Source organism: Salinibacterium xinjiangense (assembly GCF_014645015.1).
In the GTDB taxonomy this organism is placed as follows: Bacteria; Actinomycetota; Actinomycetes; order Actinomycetales; family Microbacteriaceae; genus Rhodoglobus; species Rhodoglobus xinjiangensis.
In genome coordinates this window covers 491,873-515,322 of sequence record NZ_BMLC01000001.1, presented here as the reverse complement: position 1 = coordinate 515,322, position 23,450 = coordinate 491,873, and the positions used below count along the sequence as shown (strand labels likewise).

Sequence of the window (23,450 nt, the reverse complement as noted above, 5' to 3'; positions counted from 1 at the left end):
GTATGACCATGACACCAGAACAGGCGACCTGGTTCTCCGGCATTTTCAACAGGCTCGTGGCCAATGTCGACCAGGTGCTGCTGGGTAAGACCTTCGTCATCCGACTCGGGTTTACAGCGCTGCTGAGCGACGGCCACCTTCTGCTCGAGGACTTCCCCGGCACGGGCAAGACCTCGTTCGCGCGTGCTATCTCGCAAAGCGTCGCGGGTTCGAGCAGCCGTATCCAGTTCACCCCAGACCTGCTCCCCGGCGACATCACGGGGGTGAGCATCTACAACCAGGTTGTCTCCGACTTCGAGTTCCATCGCGGACCGATCTTCGCCAACATCGTGCTTGCCGACGAAATCAACCGTGCGAGCCCTAAGACGCAGTCGGCGCTGTTGGAGGTCATGGAGGAAGGGCACGTCACAGTCGATGGTGTCACCCACCCCGTCGGAGCACCCTTCATGGTGATCGCGACACAAAACCCGATCGAGCAGGCCGGCACGTATCGCCTGCCCGAAGCTCAACTCGACCGTTTCATCATGAAGGCATCCATCGGATACCCGGATCACGCATCGACGCTGCGCATTCTCGAAGGAGCCGGCGTGAAGGCCCACGAGACGACCGTGCCCGCGATCGTCACCGCAGAGGTGGTCGCCGAGATGTCGCAACTGGCCCGTATGGTCCATGTCGATCCCACCATCAACGACTATGTCGGTCGACTGGTCGAGTCGACTCGAACCGTCCCCGAGGTGCGCCTGGGCGCCAGCGTGCGTGGGGCGCTCGCCCTCATCCGCACAGCGAAGACGCTCGCCGCGGCCAGCGGCAGGCACTACGTGATCCCGGATGATGTGAAGGCGCTCGCCGAACCCGTGCTCGCCCACAGGCTCGTCATCGACCCCGAGGCGGAGTTCGACGGAGTGACGGCACCGAGCATTATGAGTCAGATTCTCATGGAGACCCCGCCACCCAGCGAGCGGCAATCTGTGTGATGGCAGACCGCAGGACAGGGCTGGACGGCACTCAGCCGAGCCGAATCTCGAGAAGCGCCCAGAGGTCGGTGAGTTCGGCGACATCGGCGCGCGCCGACTTCCAGTTCCCCACCGGCACGGCCGGACTCACCAATACCCGAACGAGGATCGTCGGGGAGCGGACGGGTTTCCTGGCCGACACGATCATCTCAGCCGTGCAGTTGGGCCGCTCGATCGGCGGCTTTCTCCGGCGGGTTTTTGTGCGACTGGCCGCGGTCATCACGCCGCTGGGCTGGACGATGCTGGCCCTGGTACCACTGTCACTCCTGTTCGGTTACCTGATCGGGTGGATCGAACTTATCGTCGTCGGATTTGCTGGCGGCGCGCTCATGATCATCGCTGTCGTCTACCTCGTCGGCCGAAGCAGCATCCAGATCGACCTCAGCATGCCGCACCGGAGGGTCGTCGCTGGGGAATCAGCCGTGGGGGAAGTGATGATCGCCAACACGGGACGCAGGCGCACCCTCGGGGTCACCATCGAGATCCCGGTCGGGAAAGCTCTGGCCGAGGTTGCGCTGCCGAGCCTCCGGAAGGGCCGATCATTCACCCATAACTTCTCGATCCCGACGGCTCGTCGCGGTGTGGTGCCGGTCGGACCGGTTCGCACGGTTCGCGCGGACCCCGTGGGTCTTGTCCGGCGGGAACTCGTATGGACCGAGGTGAGTGAGTTGTTCGTGCATCCGCGCACTGTCGCAATTCCGAGCATGAGCACCGGTTTCATCCGAGACCTGGAGGGCAACCCGACGAGAGACCTCTCCAATAACGACGTGTCGTTTCACGCGCTGCGCGAGTACATGCCGGGAGACGAGCGCCGCAACATCCACTGGAAATCGACGGCGAGAACGGGGACCTACATGGTTCGCCAGTTCGAGGAGACGCGCCGCAGCCACCTCATGATCGCGCTCAGTCTGGCCAGTGCCGACTATGCCAACGACGACGAATTCGAGCTGGCGGTGAGCGTCACCGGGTCGCTCGGGATCAGGGCCATCAGGGACACCCGCACCGTGACCGTCGTCGCGAGCGAGGATACGCCGGAGTTCGCCAAACACAAGGTCTTTGCCGTGCGAATGCTGTCGACCCTCACGGGAACGAGACTGTTGGATGATCTCGCCGTAGTCGAACACACCGAATCGGCGCTCACCATTACCGACGTCGCTCGCGTTGCGGCGGATCGCGCGAGCGGCGTGTCGGTGGCATTCCTCGTGTGCGGCTCCAGCGTCACCCGCCAACAATTGCGAGCAGCATCCACGAAATTCCCGCTCGGGGTCGAGGTGGTTGCCGTCGTGTGCGATCCCGAGAGTGCCCCGGGCCTTCGTCGCATCGCGGGATTGAGTGTGCTCACGATCGGTTACCTCGACGACCTCAAACAGTCCCTGGCGAGGGCGTCAGCAGCATGAGCAGGGGCCAGCGCAATTCCCGCGGTTTCTCGCCAGCGAGCCCGCTCTTCATTGCCGTCAATGTGGCCATGTTCTGGGTTTCCACGGGCATCGCCGCTACAGCACTGTGGCCGATTTATCGAAGCACGGCCATCGTCATCCTGGTGGGGAGTGCCCTGGGTTTCGGCACGATCATCGCCGTCATCGGTGCCTATTTCCGGTGGCCGTCTCCCGTCGTGATGGTGGCCACCGTTGCCGCCTTCCTTCTTGTCGGGGTTCCCCTCGCGGTGCCGGCCAAAACGCAATACGGGGTTCTGCCGACCGCTGGCGGTCTGGTCGATCTCGTCACCGGTGTCGCCCTCGGCTGGAAACAATTGCTGACGATCACGCTGCCCGTCGCGGACTACCAGGCGCTGCTCGTGCCCGCGCTCGTCCTGATCCTCACCACGACCGTCGTCGGCCTGAGCGTGGCGCTGAGGTCGACTCGGGGAGAGATCGCTGCTGCGTTCCCCGTCCTGGTGTTCCTCGTGGCGACGGCCTTCGGGCCGAAGTTCCCCGACCGGCCACTGGTGACACCGATCGCGCTGCTGGTAGCGGTGCTGCTCTGGCTCGTGTGGCTGCGATGGTACCGCCGTCGGACCGCCGTCAACTCCCTGCTGGCCCAGTCGACCGATGCCGCAAGTCTCGATCGCTCGCCAGACGCTGGCGTGGCGGGCCTTCGTACCGCCGTGAGCGCGGCCGTTATCCTCGCCGTTGCATCGACGGCGGCTATCGGTGCCGTTGCACTTGTGCCCCCGGCCGCAGACCGGACCGTACTGCGCACAGCGATCGTGCAGCCATTCGACCCGCGTGACTACGTCAGCCCCCTTTCAGCATTCCGGAGCTACTGGCAACCGGCGACCATCGACTCCACTCTGTTCCAGGTTCGGGGGCTCCCGGAAGGCGGTCGCATCAGACTCGCTACCCTCGATACCTACAACGGTGTCGTCTACTCGGTCGGCAGTAGCCGTGTAACGAGCCAGTCAGGGTCATTCACACGAGTGCCGTCGACGTTCGACCAGTCGGCCGTCGACGGGACCGCGCAGGAACTCGAGGTAACGATCCGCGGATATTCCGGGGTGTGGCTGCCGACGACCGGCCTGTTCGAAGCAGTCGACTTCACGAGTGCCGACGCTGCCACCCTGCGTGATGGCTTCTATTACAACAATGTCTCGGGCACGGCTGCGGTCGTGGGGGGACTGGTCAGCGGAGATTCGTACACGCTCTCGGCAATCACGCCGCGACAGCCCACCGAGAGCGAGCTGGCCACGCTCGACCCCGGTTCGGCATCCGTACCTATCCCGCAGGATGTTCCGGATCAGTTGACCGCCACTCTCGAAGGGTACACATCGGGCGTCTCGGGTGCCGGCAACAGGCTGGTAGCGGCCCTTGCCGGGCTGAAGGCTGACGGCTACATCAGTCACGGAATCGGTGTGGATGAACCGGCCAGTCGCTCCGGGCATGCGGCGGACCGCATTTCGCAGCTGTTCACAGATTCCCGGATGATCGGGGATGCCGAACAGTACGCGGTATCGGCCGCACTGATGGCAAAAGACCTGGGCTTCCCCTCCCGAGTGGTGATGGGATTCTTGGCGAAAGGCGAGGCGGTCACCGGGGCCGATGTGTCGGCGTGGATCGAAATCAACACGGCCCAATTCGGCTGGGTGACGATCGATCCGAACCCGCTCGTCCGCGATATCCCCGAGGAGATTCCAGAAGAGACCTCGCAGATTGCCAGGCCACAGACGATCGTGCCACCCCCGGTTCTCGAGCCGGACAGGTTCGACCGTCAGCTCACCCCTGACACTGAGCAGCAACGAACACCGGACGTGAACCTCGCGCTCCAGGCGGTTCTTGCGGTGCTGAGGGTGCTTGGCTGGGTGGCGATCGCTGCGGCAGTCGTACTCGCGCCGTTCCTCGTGATCGTTGCCGCGAAGTTCCGCAGGAGGAAATTGCGGCGGAACGCGTCAACACCGATCCAACGCATCAGTGGGGGATGGCAGGAGTTCGAGAACGCCGTCGTCGACCATGGACTGAGCCCCGAGGTGGCATCTACCCGCACTGAGTTCGCGATGGCGGCCGGGGGGGTGCAGTCCGCGGTGCTCGCGGCGATTGCCGATCGGGCGATCTTCGCTCCGGATGCGCCATCCGGTACCGACGCAGACAACGTCTGGCGCGCGGTCGACGAATTGCAGGCATCGCTTGACGACGGCCTGACCAGGTGGCAGCGCATCAAGGCCAGGATCTCCCTGCGATCCCTTGGTGGATATAGTTTCAAGAACTTCTTCTCACGATAGAAAGCGCGTGCTGTGACCTGTTTGTATTGCGGTACCGACCTTCCCGCCGGTGCCATGTTTTGCGGTGAATGCGGCCGTTCGACGGGCGCGCGACCCGCACACCCCCATGCGGCGGGGCCTGTGACATCGAAGGAATCGGTACCGGCCGTCATTGATGAAATCGGTGGCCCGCTTCTGTCTGAGCCCACGCCGGAGCCGGAGCTTGAGCCTGAGGTCGAGGCTGAGGTCGACGCTGACGCTGACGCTGACGCTGACGCTGACGCTGACGCTGACGCTGACGCTGACGCTGACGCTGACGCTGACGCTGACGCTGACGCTGACGCTGAGGTAGAGCTTGAGGTCGAGCCAGAGCCAGACCCCGAAGTCGAGGCAGACCTCGAACCCGAGGTTGTCGACGCGATCCGGGATGGTGACCTCTGCGCCCAGTGCGGCCAGCGGTTCGAGGAATCCGACATATTCTGTGCCGAATGCGGGTTTGTGCGCCGGCGCCCCAGCCCAGAGCCGCGACCCCATGACACCGTGGCCTACGACCCCTTCCCGTGGGGGCTGCCGAGGTCGACCGAGCATGCATCCACCCACGGTCCGTCCTCGGGCACAGGACCTGAGCAGCCCGAGGCCGTCGAGCCTGCGCAGGTAGCGCGCCAGACACCCGTCGTGGCAGCGATCCCTGGCTCATTTCCTCCCGTCGCGGCGGAGTTCCCCGATGTCGAGGAGACGCGGATCGTCAACAACTCACTGCGCAGGGATCGATTCGTGCTCCAGTTCAGCACCGGCGAGAGCGTCACCGTGTTCGGTACGGGAATGGTCGGCAGGCATCCATTGGCTGAGCCGGGTGAGTATTTCGACACGTTCGTCACAATTGTCGATCCGGGAAAATCTGTGTCGAAAACCCATGTCGAGTTCGGCCAGGAAGCAGGCACCTTCTGGGTGAGTGACAGGTTCTCGGGCAACGGTACTGTCGTTCGTGAGCCAGATGCGCAGCCGAGACGGTGCGAGCCGGGAAAGCGATACCGGATAGCCCGTGGTACCAGGGTCGAGATCGGTGAGCAGTTCTTCATCGTCAGTTAGGGCTGCCGCGTGGTCCCGGACCTCTCCTCAGAGTCGCGACCCCGCGGTGAAAATCCACCGACCTGATCCCTCGATCGGGAGCCCGCGTTCGCTCGTGGTTGTCTACGGTGATGCTCAGCCCCGAACCCCAGCGAATTACCGCGCCTCGACCTCCGGGTTCGTCGCCGCCGTTTCGATTTCCGCTCATCGCCAGTCTCGCGCCGCTGGTTGCAGCGCTCGTCCTCTGGTTCATCACGAGTTCACCGTTCGCCCTGCTTTTTGCCGTCCTCGGGCCGGTCACCGCCCTCGCCAGCTTCGCCGACTCGAAGTTCGGGTCCCGCACCTCCCTGAAGCGGGAGCGGGCCAGATTCGCGCGGGATGCAACGGCTACGGTCGCAGCGATCCGTGCGGCCCACACCGCTGAAGTCTCGGATCTCGCGGAGATCGGGCCGGGCGCCGAAGCGATCACCAGTAGCCATGGGGCAGACCCCGATCGCTGGATGGCCGGCGCGGCGTCGCCGATTCTGGTCCGTGCCGGTCTCGGTTCGGTGCCAAGCACCCTGCGGCTCGACTCGCCAACTCGCGTCGCGCCTACTGCGGTCGATTCCGACCTCGATGAGATCGAGAGCCTCGCTTCTGTGCTCAAGGATGCACCGGTGCTGGTGGATGCGCGATACGGCATCGGAGTCTGCGGATCGCGGGTTCTGGCACTGGCGGTGGCGAGAGCCATCGTTGTCCAGCTCGCCTGGGCCCTCTCGCCAGCTGACTACTGGGTTGCCGCAACCGATCGGGCGGAATCCTGGGTGGGCACACTTCCGCACCGCGCGCTGCGGGAGCCCCGACAGGGATACCTGGCCGAGTTCGGCATGGCTGCTGAAGATCGGGCCACAGCGCTCGTCGCCATGGCCCGCCAGGAGAGCGAACTGCCCGGAGACTGTCGCATTGTGATCAGGGTCGGATACGACACCGGGGCAGAGATTATTCGGCATCCTGATCGAAGCCAGCGCCGCGTGGTGAGCCCCGGACTCGTGTCGAGAGAATCTGCGATCGCATGGGCCACGCGGGCGGCTCGTGAGGCGACCAGGGATGGGCTGGTGTCGCTCGGTCTCGATATCCCGACGCTGGTGCCGCTCGCGTCCGTGCTTCCGTCGCCAGCACACTATGAGCGCAGCACTACCCTCGCCGCAGACTTCTCGGTGGATGCCGCCGGTCCCGTTACGATCGACCTCGTCGTGCACGGCCCGCATGCGGTGGTCGGAGGCACCACCGGTAGCGGCAAGAGTGAGCTCCTGATCTCATGGGTGCTCGCGCTGGCCGCGCGGCACGCCCCGGCGGACGTCAACTTCCTCCTGCTCGATTTCAAGGGCGGTTCAGCGTTCGAATCCCTCGCGTCTCTTCCTCATTCGGTGGGGATCATCACCGATCTCGATGCCGCAGAAGCAGCCAGGGCGCTCGCGAGCCTGGGTGCAGAACTGAAGTATCGCGAGCGCGTCCTGGCCAGGGCCGGGGCGCGCGACATCCTGGATCTCCCACCGGAGGGTCCGCTCAGCCTGCCGAGGCTGGTCATCGTCGCCGACGAATTCGCCGCGATGCTGGGGGAGCACCCCGACCTGCATCCGCTGTTCACTGACATCGCATCTCGAGGGCGCTCCCTCGGCGTGCACCTCATCCTGAGCACGCAGCGTCCAGCAGGGATCGTGAGGGATGGGGTGCTGGCCAACGCCGATCTCCGCATCTCGCTGCGCGTCAATAATGCCGCTGACAGTTCTGCGGTCATGGGAACGACTGCGGCAGCAGAGCTTCCCGCGGGTGCCGTGGGTCGTGGTCTGGTCGGATTTGCTGGAGGGCGCCCCCGCACGGTCCAGTTCGCGATGGCTGGCCCTGGCGATGCCAGCGACATTGCGATGCGCTGGAAGCATGCGACGGCGCCGAGACGACCGTGGTGCGATCCGCTCCCGGAGTCCCTCAGCAGGCGCGATGCCGGCCTCGGCGCCCACAGCATTGGTGCTGGCCGCGTGCCGTTCGGGCTCAGCGATCTCCCGCATGAGCAGCGGCATGGCATTGCGGAATGGGATGCACGACTCGACGGCCACGTTCTGGTGCTCGGTGTGGCCCGCAGCGGGAAGTCGACGGCGCTCGCGGCGCTGGCGCAGGGCGGACTGCTGGTGCCTGCAGATGTCGCCGGGGCCTGGGACGTCATCGCGGCGCTCGAACAGTCTCGTGACGAGGTCGTGGCTATTGACGATCTCGACTCGCTTCTGGCGAGGTTTCCGGCAGAGCACAAAGACGCCGCAATCGAGCGGCTGCTGCGGCTGCTGCGCGACGGCCCGGCGCGCGGTGTGGTCGTGGTACTGGCTGCCCAGAGGTTGACCGCCGACATCCATCCGCTCGCTGCTCTCGTAACGGGGCGGCTAATACTGAGGCATGCCAGCAAGTCGGACATCGTGCTGGCCGGAGCAGACGGCGCCCGGTTCGACGCGACACTCCCACCGGGCGGCGGGTTCTGGCACGGCGCGAGGGTGCAGGTCGTCTGCGATCCTGATCCGCTTCGATCACCCGATGCCCACCATCTGGTGCGGCCGTCCACGGACAGACCATGGGCGATAGTCAGCTCACGCGCCTCGATTGTCGGCAGGAGGCTGTCGGCAGCCGGGTTCGAGGTGCTTCACCTCGCGTCCCTGGTGCCCGGGGAGTGGGAGTTGACCATCGGGCCGGGGCAGGTCATTGTCGGCGACACTGATGAATGGCAGTCGCGGTGGGGCCTGCTGCCGACGCTTCGACCGGTGGCGGAGATCATGTTCGACCGGTGTACGGTCGCAGACTACCGGGCCCTGACGAGGTCGCGAGAGCTGCCGCCACCGCTCAGCGCGGGAGCAAACGACGTCTGGCTCGAGAGCGAGCACAGGGTCAGGCGCGCGACAATCCCCGGAATGTCGGTGTGAGCCGACGATCACTCACGCAAGCGCGACAGCCATCTCGATGTGAGAGACCCCGTGGGCGGCAGCGACAGGCGAATTGACCACGGCACCCCCGAAAGTGTTGAGACCGAGGGCGAGGGCGGGGTCGGCCCGCAGCGCCGACTTCCAGCCGAGGTTCGCGATGGCGCGAACGTAAGGCATCGTGGCATTCGTCAGGGCATACGTGGAGGTGTTGGGCACGGCGCCCGGCATGTTCGCCACGCAGTAGAACAGCGAGCCGTGCACCGTGAAGGTCGGCTCAGCGTGGGTGGTCGCACGAGAGTCAGCGAAGCAACCGCCCTGGTCGACGGCGATGTCGACCAGAACGCTGCCGGCTTTCATTCTCGACACCAGCTCGTTACTGACGAGCTTGGGAGCTTTCGCGCCGGGAACCAGCACCGAACCGATCACCAGGTCGGCGGTGAGAAGCGCGCGCTCGATTTCGAAGCCGTTCGAGGCGATCGTCTTGACGCGACCCGCGTACAGGGCATCGAGTTCACGCAGTCTTTGGATGTTCGTATCGAGCACTGTCACGTCGGCGCCCAGGCCGACCGCAACAGACACCGCGTTGGTGCCCGCCACACCGCCGCCCAGCACGACCACCTGCGCCGGATGCGTTCCGGGAACTCCGGGAACGAGCAGTCCGGGGCCTCCGTTGGGCTTGAGCATGACGTTGGCGCCCACGATTGGGGCGAGACGCCCCGCTACCTCGCTCATGGGAGCGAGTAGTGGCAGAGCTCGCGACGGCAGCTGCACGGTCTCGTAGGCTATCGCGGTGACGGACGCATGGGTGAGAGCGCTCGTGAGTTCGGCTTCTGCGGCCAGGTGGAGGTAGGTGAACAAAAGCAGGTCATCCCGGAGATACCCGTACTCCGCGGCGATCGGCTCCTTGACCTTCAGAAGGAGGTCGGCGGCAGCCCAGGTGGATGCGGCGTCTGGCGCGATGCTGGCTCCGGCAGCGACATAGGCCTCGTCGGTGATGGATGACCCGAGGCCAGCCCCCGTCTCGATGAGCACCTCATGGCCGTGCGAGACAAGGTCATGCACTCCCGAGGGGGTGATCGCTACGCGGAATTCGTTGTTTTTGATCTCCCGAGGGACAGCCACTCTCATGCGCCCCAGCGTAGTAGCGATATGTCGCGATGAGTAGCCGTGACCGTGGAATCCGCACAGAATCGTCCCTTCCAATGCTGATTTCGTGAAATTTTTGTTACAAAATGGGCGCTTTGCACTTGAAAGCTGTGCCTCGTGCTACTCGTGTGCAAGTATCAACCAACGCGCGAAGGAGTCGCCCACGATGTCATCACTGCCGAAATCGCTTCCCGAAGATCCGATCATCCGCCAGCTGGTTATGCAGGCCAAAAAATCGCAGCTGAGCAGGCGACACCTGCTTCAGGGTGCGGGGATCGGGGCGACAGCGATGGCGCTCGCCGCGTGTGCTCCGGCCGGCGGATCCGCTCCCAAGCCTGCAACGGATGTCTCTGACACCGATAAGACCCTCACCTGGTCGAACTGGCCGGCATATATCGACGAAGACGACGCCGGCGGATATCCGACGCTCATCAATTTCGAGAGCGCTGAGGGTATCTCGGTCGAGTACAAAGTCGACATCGACGACAACAACACGTATTACGGCACCATTAAAGACCAGCTGGCGCTGGGCCAGGCGACCGGTGCCGACACGTTCTGCCTGACGGAGTGGATGGTCGCACGACTCATCCGGTTCAAGTACGTGCAGGAACTGGATGCCGCGAACATCCCCAACAAGAAGAACCTCGCGCCGGCCCTCCTCAACCCCGACTTCGACCCCGGTCGCAAGATGTCGCTCCCGTGGCAGAACGGATTCGCCGGCATCGCGTGGAATACCGAAGAGCTGCCCGCCGGTCTCAAGAGCGTGGACGACCTGTGGGATCCGAGCCTCAAGGGCAAAGTCACCGTGCTCAGCGAGATGCGTGACACGATGGGCCTGATCATGCTGAGCCAGGGCGTCGACGTCTCGACCGGCGACTGGGGCATGGACGAGTACGCCAATGCGATCGAGGTGCTCGAGAAGCAGGTCACGTCCGGCCAGATCTCGGGCATCAAGGGCAACGAGTACATGCAGGACTTCGTGTCGGGTGACGCGCTCGCTGCCATCGCGTGGTCGGGCGACATCACCGTCCTCAACGCCGAAGCAGGCTACGAGAAGTGGAAATTCGCTCTTCCCGACTCGGGTGGAACGCTCTGGGGCGACACGTTCGTCGTCCCGATGGGCTCCCCGCGAAAGAAGAACGCTGAGGCTCTCATGAACTACTACTACGAGCCTGAGGTAGCGGCAGAGGTCGCGGCGTGGGTGAACTACATCACGCCCGTGGCGGGTGCGCAGGCGGTCGCGGCCGAGAAGTACCCGGAGGTGGCCGACAACCAGCTGATCTTCCCGAGCGAAAAGACGCTGGCCAACTCCTACATCTTCCGTACGCTGGATTCCGCTGACGACCAGGCCTTCAATGCCGAGTTCCAGCGCGTCAAGCTGGGTGCGTGATGGCACAAAGCGCTTTCGCTGAGGAGGGTGCTGATCTCGAACTCGTGGGGATCCATAAGCGCTTCCCCGGTTTCACGGCGATCGACGACCTCGATCTGCATATTCCCGCCGGGTCGTTCTTCGCGCTGCTGGGGCCGTCAGGATGCGGCAAGACGACGACCCTGCGACTGGTTGCCGGCCTGGAGCAACCGACATCAGGACGCATCCTGATCGGCGGCAACGACGTGACAGATACAAAGTCGTTCAAGCGGCCGGTCAACACGGTGTTCCAAAGCTATGCGCTCTTCCCTCACATGACGGTGCTCGAAAACGTGGCGTTCGGCCTGAGGCGTCGCGGAATCAGCGATGCTGTCGTGAAGGCGCACGAAGCACTTCGACTGGTCGAGCTCGATCACCTCGCGACACGAAAGCCGCAGCAACTCTCGGGCGGGCAACAGCAGCGCGTGGCGCTCGCTCGGGCCATCGTGAATCGTCCGGCGCTCCTGCTGCTCGACGAGCCCCTCGGGGCACTCGACCTCAAGTTGCGCCGCCAGATGCAGCTCGAGTTGAAGTCGATCCAGAACGAGGTCGGACTCACCTTCCTCCACGTCACGCACGACCAGGAGGAGGCCATGACCATGGCCGACACCGTCGCCGTGATGAATAAGGGCCGCATCGAGCAGATGGGTGCCCCCGAGGAGCTTTACGAGCTGCCCAGAACGGCGTTCGTCGCGAACTTCCTGGGCCAGTCGAATCTCTTCACCGGCGACGTCACCGCCAGCGGGAGCACGTCGATCGTGGTCGACATCAGTGGCGTGAAGATCGAGGTTCCCCGTGAGCGTGCCCAGCGGCACACCGGGGAGGTCACGGTCGGCGTGCGCCCCGAGAAGCTCATCCTGCACACCCGGGCGCCGAAAAGCGCTGCGGGAACCAACGTGCTCGGGCCGGGCCGGGTGGTGGATGTCTCGTTCAGCGGAGTGAGCACGCAGTACCAGGTCGCCATTGCCGGGATCGGGATGATCACGGTGTTCGCACAGAACATGGTTTTCGGCCCAGTGGCCCACCCCGGTGCCGAAGTGTGGGTGTCGTGGACGGTCGAGCACGGGTTCGGGCTGGCTGACGAACCGGGTGAGATTCCGAGGTTCTCCGACGATACCGATACCGCGACGATTGCGATGCAGGCCAGGCATAACCTCCTCGCGGAGATCGAGGAGCGCTAGTGGCGTTCGCAGCCTTCGGGTCGAACTCGATCCAGACAGACCCGGCGCCGCGGCGCAAATCGAAAGTCGCGCTCATCCTGCTGCTTCCGGGGCTCGCCTATCTCGCGCTGTTCTTCCTGACGCCCCTGGTGTCGCTCGTCATGACCTCCCTGCAGGCACCGATCGAATTCGGGGACGTCGGCCAGTACCAGACGGCGTTCAGGATCGAGAACTACGCGATCGTGATCCAGGCCTACTGGCCGCACTTCCTGCGAGCGTTCGGCTACGCGCTCGCGGCCACGTTCTTCGCCCTGGTCATCAGTTATCCGCTCGCGTACTTCATCGGCGTGAAGGCGCGCCGCTGGCCGCTGCTGCAGGCGCTCATGCTGACGCTGGTCATTGCCCCGTTCTTCATCTCCTTCCTGTTGCGAACCCTCGCCTGGAAGCAATTGATGTCGGATGATTCGGCCATCGTCTCCGCACTGAAGGCGCTCACGATCCTGCCCGCCGACGGGCACCTGACCGGCACGGCGTTCTCGGTGATCTTCGGTTTGACCTACAACTTCCTCCCGTTCATGACTCTGCCGATCTACACGACCCTGGAGCGCCTCGACGTGCGCTACCTCGAGGCGGGATCCGACCTCTACGCGAGCCCCGCCACGACGTTCTGGAGGGTCACGCTGCCGCTGTCGCTGCCGGGAGTCGTATCGGGAACCCTGCTCACGTTCATCCCGGCGTCGGGTGACTACATCAATGCGAGCGCGAGTTTCCTCGGCTCGGCACAGACGCAGATGGTCGGCAATGTGATCGAGTCGCAGTTCATCTCGTTGCTGAATTACCCGCAGGCCTCGGCGCTGTCCGTGATCCTGATGGGGCTGATCCTGCTGATCGTGGCGCTCTACGTGAGACGCTCTGGCACTGAGGAGCTGTTGTGAGGCTGTCGCTCGGCAAGTGGCTCCTGCCGCTGTACAGCGCCCTGGCGCTGGTCTTCATCATGATCCCGATCGTCTATACCTTCGTGTTCTCGTTCAACGCGTCGGTGAAATCGAACATCGTCTGGGTCGGATTCACGCTCGACAACTGGACGCGGGTCTGCGAGGCGCAGGGCGTCTGTGCTGCATTCGGTACGAGCATCCTCGTCGGCGTCGTCGCAACCCTGATCGCCACCGTGCTGGGAACCATGATGGCTATCGCTCTCGTGCGCTTCAAGTTCCGGGGCCGCTCCGCCATGAGCCTGCTGCTGTTCCTGCCGATGGCTACTCCCGAGGTCGTACTCGGAGCCGGACTCGCGGCACAGTTCCTGAGCGTAGGCGTTCCGAAGGGGCTCGGCACCATCATCATCGCCCACGCCCTGTTCTGCCTGAGTTTCGTAGTGGTGACGGTGAAGGCGAGAGTGGCGAGCCTTGATCCAGCCCTCGAAGAGGCGGGTAGAGACCTCTACGGCTCGTCCGCGCAGGTCTTCATGAAAATCACGCTGCCGTTGCTCATGCCCGGCATCATCGCCGCAGCCCTGCTGTCGTTCGCTCTCAGCTTCGACGATTTCATCATCACGAGGTTCAATAATGGCGGTGTCGAGACGTTCCCGGTGTTCGTCTACACGGCGGCCGCCAAGGGCATGCCTCCCGAGGCGAACGTGATCGCCTCTGCGGTATTCCTGTTCGCACTGGTGCTGGTCGTCGTGACGCAACTGTCGGCTGCTGCCAGGCGTAAGCGACTCGCCAGGCAGGGGTAGTTGCGCAGCTAGCTGGCGCCTCGCAGCTAGCTGGCGAAGACGGCCTCGGTGACGCGAATGCCGCCCACGACGAGTCCGCCGCCGAGCACCGGTTCGATGGTCTCGGCGATCACGGTCTCTGCCGTCGCGGCATCCACTGCCCCCACCGACGCGAGCAGCGACAGGCCGACAGCGATGGACGCCCGGGTGCTGCCATCCATGATCTTGAGAGCGACGGATGTGCCTTCAGGGGTCACGGCGACGAACACGCCTTCCGCGCCGTTCTTGGCGATTAGCCCGAGTGAATCGATGACGGTGGCAACCGCGGGGGAGTCCAGCGCCCACGAATCAGCCCGGATCGCGGCGGCGAGCCGTGCGCCATCCGGATCGGTGATGAGCCGCGACATCGCCAGGGCGAGCCCACGGAGCGTGACCGCGAAGACGGGAGCACCGCAGCCGTCGATGCCGCTGTGTGCGACAGGTTCACCGGTGAACTCTTCGACCGTGGCCCGGATCGCCCGCTGCAGCGGGTGGCTCGGCTCTAGATACGACTCGGTCGGCCAGCCGTTGAGCACGCAGGTGAGCAGGAATGCGGCGTGCTTTCCCGAGCAGTTCATGGTGATTCGGCGCTTACCCGTGGCTGAATATCTCGATGGTGCGTCGATCGGATAGTCCACAGGGCACTTCAGCGCATCGTCACCAAGACTCGCGCGAGCCAGGATCTGCTCGACGACCGCGAGGTGTCGCGGGGTGCCGGTATGGCTGGCCGCCGCAAGCACGAGCTGCTCTCCCTCGAGATCCAGGCCGGCCCGCAGCATGGTGACGGCCTGCAGGAACTTCAGGGTCGACCGGCCGTAGACCAGCGCCGATCCGTCGCCCAGTTCACGGAGCACCGATCCGTCTCCGCTGACGACGACTGCCGCACCCGCATGGCGCGACTCGATCATCCCCGAGCGTTCGAGCCGGGCAAGCTCCACTGTTCCTTCCGGCGTTAGGGCGCGATGCGTCATAGTGACGCGAAGGCGTCATCGATCACGCCGATGGCGTCTGCCAGCAGTTCGTCACTGATGACGAGGCTCGGCAGGAACCTGATCACGTTGCCGAGCGTGCCCGCGGTCAGCAGGATTACTCCGTGCTGTGCCGCGTAGGCGGCGACCGCGGCGACCGCGGCGGGATTCGGGGTGAGCGAACCGTGCTGCACGAGCTCGATCGCGATCATGGCTCCGATGCCGCGCACGTCACCGATGATCGGGTACTTTAGCGCGAGTGCGTGCAACGCGGGCTTGAGGATCGATTCGATTCTGGATGCCTCGGCGAGGAGGTTCCTGCGTTCGACCTCATCGAACACCGCGATCGCCGCCGCGGCTGCGACAGGGTTGCCGGCGAACGTGCCGCCGAGGCCGCCCTTATGCGGTGCATCCATGATCTCGGCACGACCGGTCACGGCGGAGATGGGCAGGCCTCCGGCGATGCCCTTGGCGGTGATGATCATGTCTGGCACGAGCCCGAAATGCTCACTCGCATAGTACTTTCCCGTGCGGGCCATGCCGCTCTGCACCTCGTCGGCGATGAACACCACCCCGTTTGCCGTGCACCACTCCTGCAAGGCGACCAGGTAGCCGTCTGCCGGCACGATGAATCCACCCTCACCCTGCACGGGTTCTGCTACGACGCAGGCCAGGTCGGAGGCGCCGATGGACTTTTCCAGGTAGGTGATCGTGCGGGCAGCGGCATCCGCTCCGCTGAGTCCGTCGCGGTACGGGTACGAACCCGGCGCATGGAACACCGAGGGTGCCAACGGTCCGAAGCCCGTCTTGTATGGCATCGCCTTGAAGGTCATCGCCATGGTCAGGTTCGTGCGGCCGTGATAGGCGTGATCGAGCACGGCGACGCCGGAGCGGCGAGTGTAGGAGCGAGCGATCTTGACAGCGTTCTCGACGGCTTCTGCACCGGAATTGAGCAACACGGACTTTTTCGCGAAGTCGCCCGGGGTGTGCTCGGCGAGCAATTCAGCCACGCGTACGTATGACTCGTATGGCGTGATCGTGAACATGGCGTGTGTCAGCTCGGTCAGCTGCTTCGATGCGGCTTCAATGACTGCAGCGTCGGTGTGGCCGATGGTCACCACGCCGATTCCGGCTCCGAGGTCGATGAACTGGTTGCCGTCGACGTCGACGACGATGGCCCCGTGAGCGCGCTCGGCAAAGATGGGCAGTGCCGAGGCGACACCGGAGGCGACGACCGCCTCTCGACGCTTCTGCAGGGCGACCGATTTCGGGCCGGGGATGGCCGTCGTGATCCTGCGCTCCTGGGTGATCGGTGAAACGTATGTCGAAAGGATGTCAGTCATAATACTTAGAGCCTATGTGCAGTAAACGGGCCACGCGACGGGGGATTTTCGGTGGATCTTGAGCATCGTTACAGTGTGCGCGTCGAGTGGACGGGCAACACCGGATCCGGTACATCCGGCTACCGGGATTACGGCAGGGACAACCTGGTCTCGGCCGAAGGCAATGCGCCGATCGAGGGCTCAGCAGACACCCCGTTCCGCGGCACACCCGAACGGTGGAATCCCGAAGAGTTGCTGCTCGCCTCCCTCAGCCAGTGCCACATGCTCAGCTACCTGCACGTAGCGGTCAAGCACGGAATCATCGTCGAAGAATACGTCGACGACGCCGTAGGAGAGATGCGGCAGGTAGGGGATGGCGGCCACTTCACATCGGTGACTCTGCGCCCGGTGGTCACGATCTCGGCTGGAGATCCGACGGTAGCCCAGGCCATCCATGCCGAGGCGGGTGCCCTGTGCTTCATCGCCAGTTCGGTAAACTTCCCTGTGGGCCATGAGCCGACTCTTCGCATCACGTCGTAGGCGTTCACAGTTCGTTCAGGAAAACTGCGTAAGTATTGCTCCGGACTTCCGATCAGAAAGGTGCCGTCTTGCGCATCGTTACAACCATGCTCGTCACCGCGGGTCTCGTCGTCTCACTCGCCGCGTGCACACCAGCCTCAGGGGGTGGCGCTGCGGCGGACTGTACCCCCACACCATCCGGCTCGATCTCTGACGCAGTGAAGGCGACCGGTAAGATCGGAACGCTTCCCATCGTCATCTTCGATTCGCCGACATCCGCCGAAAAGACGGAGCGGACCGTCGCCATCAAGGGCGACGGCAAGGTCGCCCAGCAGGGCGACACCCTGAACGTGCAGTACTCCATCTTCAACGGTGCCACGGGCGTGAACATCGCAGGCACCGACTACACGGATGCGACGCTCAGCGCGTTCCCCCTCAATGAGAACCTGCTTCCCGGCTTCGTGAAGACACTCGAATGCTCGGCAGTCGGTTCCAGGGTCGTCGGCGTCATCCCGCCAGCCGACGCATTCGGAGAGACCGGATCGGCAGACCTCGGCATCGAGCCGGGCCAGGATCTCGTGTTCGTCGCCGACATCGTCTCGATCGAGGCGGCGCCGCCCACCGATGGGCCCACCACCGCGCCACTGCCCAAGGCAGACGGTGCCGATCAGCCGGCCACAGCGGGATTCCCGACGGTGGTACTGGCCGACGACGGCCGCCCGACCGTCACGATTCCCGACGGGGCGCCGCCCACCGAGCTGAAGATCGCGGTTCTCAAGAAGGGTGACGGCGCTGAGGTGCCGCCGGCCTCAGACGTGATCGTGCACTACCAGGGCATCAACTGGAACACGAAGGAGATCTTCGACGAGAGCTGGGCTCGCGGCGAACCCTCGCCGTTCAACACCGCCCAGGTCATCGCCGGGTTCACCAAGGCGCTCGAGGGCCAGACCGTCGGTTCGCAGGTAATCGTGATCATCCCGCCAGCTGAGGGTTACGGCGAAGCGGGCCGTCCGCCCTCGATCGGCGGAACAGACACCCTCGTTTTCGTGGTCGACATCCTCGGCCTGGGCTAGGGGTCATCGTGCGTCGCGTGATCATCCTCGGGTCGACGGGTTCCATCGGAACCCAGGCTCTCGACGTGATTGCCGCTAATCCTCACCTCTTCGAGGTGGTGGGGCTTGCCGCCGGCAGTAATCGCGACGAGATGATGACGCAGGCGCGCGCGTTCGGTGTCAAGCACACGGCGCTCGGGGTCGATGAGGCGTGCCAATTGGTTCGGGATGTCTCAGCAGACGTCATCCTGAATGGCATCACGGGTTCCGTGGGGCTCGGTCCGACCCTCGCGGCACTCCAGTCCGGCGCCACTCTTGCCTTGGCGAACAAAGAGAGCCTGATCGTGGGCGGCGACCTCGTTACCGCGGCCGCTGCCCCCGGACAGATCGTGCCTGTTGATTCCGAGCACTCGGCCATTGCCCAGGCGCTGCGCTCCGGCAGCAGCGCCGAGGTGCAGAGACTGGTGTTGACGGCGTCGGGCGGTCCGTTCCGGGGCAGGACTCGAGAGTCACTCCGAGGAGTCACTCCGAGCGAAGCGCTGGCGCATCCGACCTGGGATATGGGGCTCGTCGTCACGACCAACTCCTCCACCCTGGTCAACAAGGGGCTCGAAGTAATCGAGGCGCACATCCTGTTCGATGTGCCCTACGACCGCATCGACGTCACTGTGCATCCCCAGTCGATCGTGCATTCGATGGTGGAGTTCGTGGATGGTTCGACCATCGTCCAGGCGAGCCCGCCCGATATGCGCCTGCCAATCTCCCTCGGGCTCGACTGGCCGAATCGCGTACCCGGAGTCGGCACACCGCTGGACTGGACGACGGCGAGCCAGTGGAGCTTCGAGCCGTTGGATTCCGAGGTATTTCCCGCCGTCGCGCTCGCGAAAGAGGTGGGCAAAGCGGGCTTGACCTTCCCTGCCGTGTTCAATGCGGCGAACGAGCAGGCCGTGCTGGCCTTCCACGCGGGAGCCATCGGGTACCTGGACATCCTCGATACGGTGGCCGCCGTCGTCGATGCCCACGAACCGCACGGCATGGACCTGAATGCCGTGTACGAGGCCGAACGGTGGGCTCGCGAGCACGCCGACGGGTTACTCGCCTCTCGGGACTAGTCTTCGCCCGGCTTGTCCGGCCTGTCGGGTTTGTCCGGTTCGTCGGGTTTGTCGGGTTTGTCCTCATCTTTGGGGACCTCAACCTGCTGGCTGATGGCCAGTTCGAGATCCGCTCGCACCAGTTCGATGGCGGCAGTGATGCCATCGAATCGAGGCTTGGTCACCGAACCGGCGCCGTAGGCGTCGAGCAGCGAAGCCTGCAACTCATCGAGGTGCGCCAGGGCAGCCACCGGATCGCCAGCGGCCGAGGCCTCAGACACCGCCAGCACGCGACCCTGAAGCGCACCAGCGGTATCGGTGCTGTAACTGTCGTTTGCCGCGCATCCTGACAGGAGGACGCACGTTGCGAGCACGATCAGGGTAATCCGGCGCATCACGGTGCCACGCTTTCCTGTAGTTGTTCGAGATGGACTCCGAGGTCGCCCTCGGTGGCGGGGTAGACGACGGGCACGCTCGACGGCCCAGAACCTGCGCCGGCATCGACGGGCCGAAGCGACCATAGGCCGACGCCCGCCGAGATCACGATGACCGCAGCCGCGATAATCCCGATGGCTCGGGCGCGGCTTGAAACCGTTCGGGCGCGTCGTTGCGGAATCGCTGACGATGACATCGGCACTGTCTCATTCGGTCCCACCGCCATCCGCACTGTCTGCTGGGTGCCATCGGCGGGCTGTGCGGCAAACAGCGGAAGTACGAGCGTGGCGTCGGTCGCCGACAGATCCTGGAGACGCTGCGCGAACTCGATCGCGCTGGGTCGGGCCGCTGGTGTGCGGGCGGTTGCCGATGTGAGGAGCTCCACCCAGGCTGGCCCCAGCTCGACGGGAATTACCGGATCTCGATTGAGTCGCGCGAAAGTGGATTCGACGGCGGTTCCCGGGAAGGCTCGGTTGCCGGTGAGGCATTCGAGGAGGGTCAGTGCGAGCGAGTAGATATCGCTGGCTCCGCCGATCTCGCCTCCTTCTGCCTGCTCGGGGCTCAGGAAACTCGCCGTGCCGATGAGCGAACCAGTCGCTGTGAGGTGAGTCGAATCGATCAGCCGGGCTATCCCGAAGTCGGCGAGCTTCGCATATGTGGGCTTCGACGCGTCCAGGTCGCTGGCAAGCAGGATGTTCGCCGGCTTCACGTCCCTGTGCACGACGCCCCTGCCGTGGATGTACGCCAGGGCCCGGGCAACGTCCGCACCGATCAGCGCAGTGGACCTCGAGTCGAGCGCACCAACCTGCATCCGGTTCTTGAGATCATCCCCATCGACAAACTCCATAACGAGGAATGCGTCGTCGCCATCGGTGGCTGCATCGAACAGTGTGACCAGGCCCGGGTGATTGAGGCTCGCGAGCAGGCTCGTTTCGTCGCGCTGGCGGCGGGCATCCTGTGCATGGGCAAGTCCGGCGTGGAAGAGTTTGACGGCGACGGTTCGTCCGAGCGACTCATCGTCAGCGCGGTAGACGGTCGCCATACCGCCGCGGCCGAGCACCTCCCGAAGCCGGTAGCGGCCAGCGACGAGACGGTCAGTCGATGCATCATCGCTGTTCGCGTACCCTACGGTCGCGTCGTCATCTCGTGTGTTCACCCGATCGATCGTATCAACCCGCCGCAGAAACGCGCTCGGAGGGTCCCTGCCAGTTCACAGCGAGTTATCGAGACGGCGACGCTAGCATGGGCCAGTGGAAACCGTTCTGCTCTATCTCCTGGGCATAGTGATCATCGTCGTCGGCCTCGCGCTGTCGATCGGACTGCACGAGATCGGCCACCTCGTCCCGGCAAAACTCTTCGGGGTGCGGGTCAGCCAGTACATGATCGGTTTCGGCCCGACCCTCTTCTCGCGCAGGCGGGGAGAAACCGAGTACGGACTCAAGGCCATCCCGCTGGGCGGATACATCTCGATGGCTGGCATGTTTCCCCCTGCCAAAGAGGGAGCCAGCTCGCGAACGGCGACGACCGGCATCATGCAGAGCCTGGTCCAGGATGCCCGCACCTCCAGTTCCGACACCATGGTGGCCGTCGACGAGACCACCGGCGAAGAGGCCGTGGTCGACGAGCGTCGTGCCTTCTACAGGCTTCCCGTCTACAAGCGGGTCATCATCATGCTCGGTGGACCGTTCATGAACCTCGTCATCGCGGTGGTGCTGTACGCCGTGCTGCTCTGCGGATTCGGACTCGCCCAGGCCACCACGACCGTCGGGAGCGTTTCGGAATGCGTTCTTCCCGCGACGAGCCAGCAACAGGAGTGCGGGCCGTCGTCGGCCCCGGCTCCAGGGCTCGCAGCCGGGTTGACACCGGGGGACCGGATTGTCAGCATGAATGGCATTGCGATCACCAGCTGGGAGCAGGCGACAACCATCATCAGGCAGTCGGCTTCGGACGACCTGTCGATCGTGGTGAATCGCGATGGAGCGCCGGTGACGCTGACAGCCTCCCCCCTGCTTACCGAACGCTATGTCTACGACGCGCAGGGCGCGATCCAGAAAGATTCGAGCGGTGCCTCCATCACAGAGGAAGTCGGTTTCCTCGGCATCGGTTCGGCCTCGAAGGTGGTGCAGCAGCCCATCACTGCCGTGCTTCCCGCAGTCGGCGACAACATCTCGAGGGTGACCCACCTCATCCTGAATCTTCCCCAGCGCATGATCGACGTTGTCAACGCGGCGTTCGGGCCGAATGAGCGTGACCCGAACGGACCCATCAGCGTCGTCGGTGTCGGGCGCCTGGCCGGCGAGATCACGAGTCTCAACACCGTGCCGATCGTCGAACGGGCGTCGGCCCTCGTCGGCCTCGTCGCGTCACTGAACGTCGCGCTCATGGTCTTCAACCTGGTGCCGCTCATGCCGCTGGACGGCGGCCATGTCGCTGGTGCGCTGTTCGAAGGCATCAGGCGCTTCTTCGCAAAGCTTTTCGGTCGTAAGGATCCTGGTCCGATCGACACCGCGAAGATCATTCCTCTCACGTTCGTGGTCGCCTCGTTGCTGATCGTGATGAGCGTCATCCTGATCTATGCCGATATCGTCAAGCCGATCTCGATCCTGTAGTCGACTCCCGGCGACGTCGGCAATGCCAGCATTTCGCCACAAGCGCACCTCGTGCCCGTGGTGAGCGTGCCCGCGTAAGCTGGGGTGCGTGCCAGCCATCAATCTCGGTATTCCCAAAGTTCCCGAAACTCTCGCCCCCCGTCGCAAGACCCGCCAGATCAAGGTCGGCAAGGTCGGGGTGGGCAGTGAGTCCCAGGTGAGCGTGCAGTCGATGACCACGACCCAAACCACCAACATCAATGCGACGCTCCAGCAGATCGCCGAGTTGACGGCAACCGGCTGCGACATCGTGCGCGTCGCGGTTCCGCACCAGGACGACGCGGACGTGCTGCACATCATCGCGGGCAAGAGCCAGCTGCCGGTGATCGCCGACATCCACTTCCAGCCCCGCTACGTCTTCACCGCGATCGACGCCGGCGTGGGCGCCGTGCGCGTCAACCCCGGGAACATCCGAAAGTTCGACGACCAGGTCGGCAAGATCGCTGCCGCGGCCAAGGCGGCCGGCGTGAGCATCAGGATCGGCGTCAATGCCGGATCACTCGAGCCGAGCATCATGCAGAAGTACGGGAAGGCGACGGCGGAGGCTCTCGTCGAGAGTGCGGTGTGGGAGGCAGCCCTCTTCGAAGAGCACGACTTCCACGACTTCAAGATTTCCGTCAAGCACAACGACCCCATCGTCATGGTCAAGGCCTATCGCCAGCTCGCCGAGCGCGGTGACTGGCCGCTGCACCTCGGTGTGACCGAGGCCGGGCCAGAGTTCCAGGGCACTATCAAGAGCGCGACGGCGTTCGGTATCCTCCTGTCCGAGGGCATCGGAGACACAATCCGCGTCTCGCTCTCGGCGCCGCCGGTCCAGGAGGTCAAGGTCGGGCTCCAGATCCTGCAATCACTCAACCTGCGAGAGCGCAAGCTCGAGATCGTGTCATGCCCCAGTTGCGGGCGCGCGCAGGTCGACGTCTACCAACTCGCAAACGACGTGACCGCCGGGCTCGAGAAGATGACGGTTCCGTTGCGTGTGGCTGTCATGGGATGTGTCGTGAACGGGCCTGGCGAGGCGCGCGAAGCCGATCTCGGCGTCGCCAGTGGCAACGGCCGCGGCCAGATCTTCGTCAAGGGCGAGGTCATCAAGACCGTGGCGGAAGCAGACATTGTCGCTACCCTCATCGAGGAGGCGAACCGCCTGGCGGCTGAGATGCCAGCGGGTGCCGTCGGGTCTCCACAGGTGCTCACGAGCTAGCCGTCACCGAAGGGTGGCTCCAGCCGCCGCCGGTAATAT

Annotated in this window: 20 protein-coding genes; 14 read left to right on the top strand and 6 right to left on the bottom strand. The window is 64.4% G+C overall.

Annotated elements, in window-relative coordinates:
• Positions 1-2 precede the first annotated feature (2 nt).
• From IEW81_RS02430 to IEW81_RS02420, 3 genes are read left to right on the top strand one after another with little or no spacing between them, the layout of a single operon-like run.
• Complete coding sequence (locus IEW81_RS02430) at positions 3-974, top strand: AAA family ATPase (RefSeq protein ID WP_097060662.1); 972 nt, start codon at positions 3-5, stop codon at positions 972-974.
• Positions 974-2,410 carry a DUF58 domain-containing protein gene (locus tag IEW81_RS02425; protein WP_097060663.1) on the top strand — a complete coding sequence of 479 codons (1,437 nt, stop codon included), beginning with the start codon at positions 974-976 and terminating at the stop codon, positions 2,408-2,410. The genes IEW81_RS02430 and IEW81_RS02425 overlap by 1 nt, the downstream gene beginning before the upstream one ends.
• On the top strand, positions 2,407-4,725 hold the full coding sequence (locus IEW81_RS02420) for a transglutaminase TgpA family protein (protein WP_097060664.1): 2,319 nt from the start codon (positions 2,407-2,409) through the stop codon (positions 4,723-4,725). The genes IEW81_RS02425 and IEW81_RS02420 overlap by 4 nt, the downstream gene beginning before the upstream one ends.
• Here the strand turns inward: IEW81_RS02420 and IEW81_RS02415 are convergent.
• On the bottom strand, positions 4,717-5,238 hold the full coding sequence (locus IEW81_RS02415) for a hypothetical protein (protein WP_179691835.1): 522 nt from the start codon (positions 5,236-5,238) through the stop codon (positions 4,717-4,719). The genes IEW81_RS02420 and IEW81_RS02415 overlap by 9 nt on opposite strands.
• A gap of 6 nt (positions 5,239-5,244) precedes the next feature.
• Between IEW81_RS02415 and IEW81_RS02410 the strand changes: the two genes are divergently transcribed.
• Both IEW81_RS02410 and IEW81_RS02405 read left to right on the top strand, forming a co-directional pair.
• A complete protein-coding gene (locus tag IEW81_RS02410) occupies positions 5,245-5,793 on the top strand; it encodes an FHA domain-containing protein (RefSeq protein WP_102017058.1) in 549 nt (182 codons plus the stop codon).
• A 110-nt stretch (positions 5,794-5,903) separates the two neighbouring features.
• A complete protein-coding gene (locus tag IEW81_RS02405; protein ID WP_143544659.1) occupies positions 5,904-8,714 on the top strand; it encodes an FtsK/SpoIIIE domain-containing protein in 2,811 nt (936 codons plus the stop codon).
• Between the two features lie 12 nt (positions 8,715-8,726).
• Here the strand turns inward: IEW81_RS02405 and ald are convergent, their stop codons facing one another.
• Positions 8,727-9,842: an alanine dehydrogenase gene (ald, locus tag IEW81_RS02400; RefSeq protein WP_097060668.1), complete on the bottom strand. Its 1,116-nt coding sequence runs from the start codon at positions 9,840-9,842 to the stop codon at positions 8,727-8,729.
• 184 nt (positions 9,843-10,026) lie between these two features.
• On the opposite strand from ald, the gene IEW81_RS02395 reads away from it, so the two are divergent.
• Genes IEW81_RS02395 through IEW81_RS02380 form a run of 4 tightly spaced genes read left to right on the top strand, consistent with a single transcriptional unit; the run spans position 10,027 to position 14,160 of the window.
• On the top strand, positions 10,027-11,250 hold the full coding sequence (locus IEW81_RS02395; protein ID WP_097060669.1) for an ABC transporter substrate-binding protein: 1,224 nt from the start codon (positions 10,027-10,029) through the stop codon (positions 11,248-11,250).
• The gene (locus IEW81_RS02390) at positions 11,250-12,449 is read left to right on the top strand and encodes an ABC transporter ATP-binding protein (RefSeq protein WP_097060670.1); all 1,200 of its coding nucleotides are present in this window, start codon (positions 11,250-11,252) and stop codon (positions 12,447-12,449) included. Before IEW81_RS02395 ends, IEW81_RS02390 begins: the two co-directional genes overlap by 1 nt.
• The gene (locus IEW81_RS02385; protein ID WP_097060671.1) at positions 12,449-13,363 is read left to right on the top strand and encodes an ABC transporter permease; all 915 of its coding nucleotides are present in this window, start codon (positions 12,449-12,451) and stop codon (positions 13,361-13,363) included. Before IEW81_RS02390 ends, IEW81_RS02385 begins: the two co-directional genes overlap by 1 nt.
• A complete protein-coding gene (locus tag IEW81_RS02380; protein WP_229671202.1) occupies positions 13,360-14,160 on the top strand; it encodes an ABC transporter permease in 801 nt (266 codons plus the stop codon). Before IEW81_RS02385 ends, IEW81_RS02380 begins: the two co-directional genes overlap by 4 nt.
• 26 nt (positions 14,161-14,186) lie before the next feature.
• On the opposite strand, the gene IEW81_RS02375 is transcribed toward IEW81_RS02380, so the two are convergent.
• Positions 14,187-15,149 (bottom strand): asparaginase, encoded by a 963-nt coding sequence (locus IEW81_RS02375; RefSeq protein ID WP_097060672.1) that lies wholly within the window; start codon positions 15,147-15,149, stop codon positions 14,187-14,189.
• Positions 15,146-16,489, bottom strand: coding sequence for a 4-aminobutyrate--2-oxoglutarate transaminase (gene gabT, locus IEW81_RS02370; protein WP_097060673.1), 1,344 nt, complete (start codon positions 16,487-16,489; stop codon positions 15,146-15,148). Before gabT ends, IEW81_RS02375 begins: the two co-directional genes overlap by 4 nt.
• Positions 16,490-16,540: 51 nt before the next feature.
• On the opposite strand from gabT, the gene IEW81_RS02365 reads away from it, so the two are divergent.
• The 3 genes from IEW81_RS02365 to IEW81_RS02355 all read left to right on the top strand — a co-directional run bounded on the left by IEW81_RS02365 (position 16,541) and on the right by IEW81_RS02355 (position 19,151).
• The gene (locus IEW81_RS02365) at positions 16,541-17,008 is read left to right on the top strand and encodes an OsmC family protein (RefSeq protein ID WP_097060674.1); all 468 of its coding nucleotides are present in this window, start codon (positions 16,541-16,543) and stop codon (positions 17,006-17,008) included.
• A gap of 68 nt (positions 17,009-17,076) precedes the next feature.
• Complete coding sequence (locus IEW81_RS02360; RefSeq protein WP_229671200.1) at positions 17,077-18,060, top strand: FKBP-type peptidyl-prolyl cis-trans isomerase; 984 nt, start codon at positions 17,077-17,079, stop codon at positions 18,058-18,060.
• 8 nt (positions 18,061-18,068) lie between these two features.
• Positions 18,069-19,151, top strand: a complete 1,083-nt coding sequence (locus IEW81_RS02355; protein WP_097060676.1) for a 1-deoxy-D-xylulose-5-phosphate reductoisomerase — start codon at positions 18,069-18,071, stop codon at positions 19,149-19,151.
• Here the strand turns inward: IEW81_RS02355 and IEW81_RS02350 are convergent.
• Positions 19,148-19,528, bottom strand: coding sequence for a hypothetical protein (locus IEW81_RS02350; RefSeq protein WP_143544660.1), 381 nt, complete (start codon positions 19,526-19,528; stop codon positions 19,148-19,150). The genes IEW81_RS02355 and IEW81_RS02350 overlap by 4 nt on opposite strands.
• Positions 19,525-20,721, bottom strand: a complete 1,197-nt coding sequence (locus tag IEW81_RS02345) for a serine/threonine-protein kinase (RefSeq protein ID WP_229671199.1) — start codon at positions 20,719-20,721, stop codon at positions 19,525-19,527. Before IEW81_RS02345 ends, IEW81_RS02350 begins: the two co-directional genes overlap by 4 nt.
• A gap of 94 nt (positions 20,722-20,815) precedes the next feature.
• Between IEW81_RS02345 and IEW81_RS02340 the strand changes: the two genes are divergently transcribed.
• Together IEW81_RS02340 and ispG are read left to right on the top strand one after the other, a co-directional pair.
• The gene (locus tag IEW81_RS02340) at positions 20,816-22,174 is read left to right on the top strand and encodes a M50 family metallopeptidase (protein ID WP_097060678.1); all 1,359 of its coding nucleotides are present in this window, start codon (positions 20,816-20,818) and stop codon (positions 22,172-22,174) included.
• 88 nt (positions 22,175-22,262) lie between these two features.
• Complete coding sequence (gene ispG / locus IEW81_RS02335; protein ID WP_097060679.1) at positions 22,263-23,411, top strand: flavodoxin-dependent (E)-4-hydroxy-3-methylbut-2-enyl-diphosphate synthase; 1,149 nt, start codon at positions 22,263-22,265, stop codon at positions 23,409-23,411.
• The last annotated feature ends 39 nt before the right edge of the window (positions 23,412-23,450 follow it).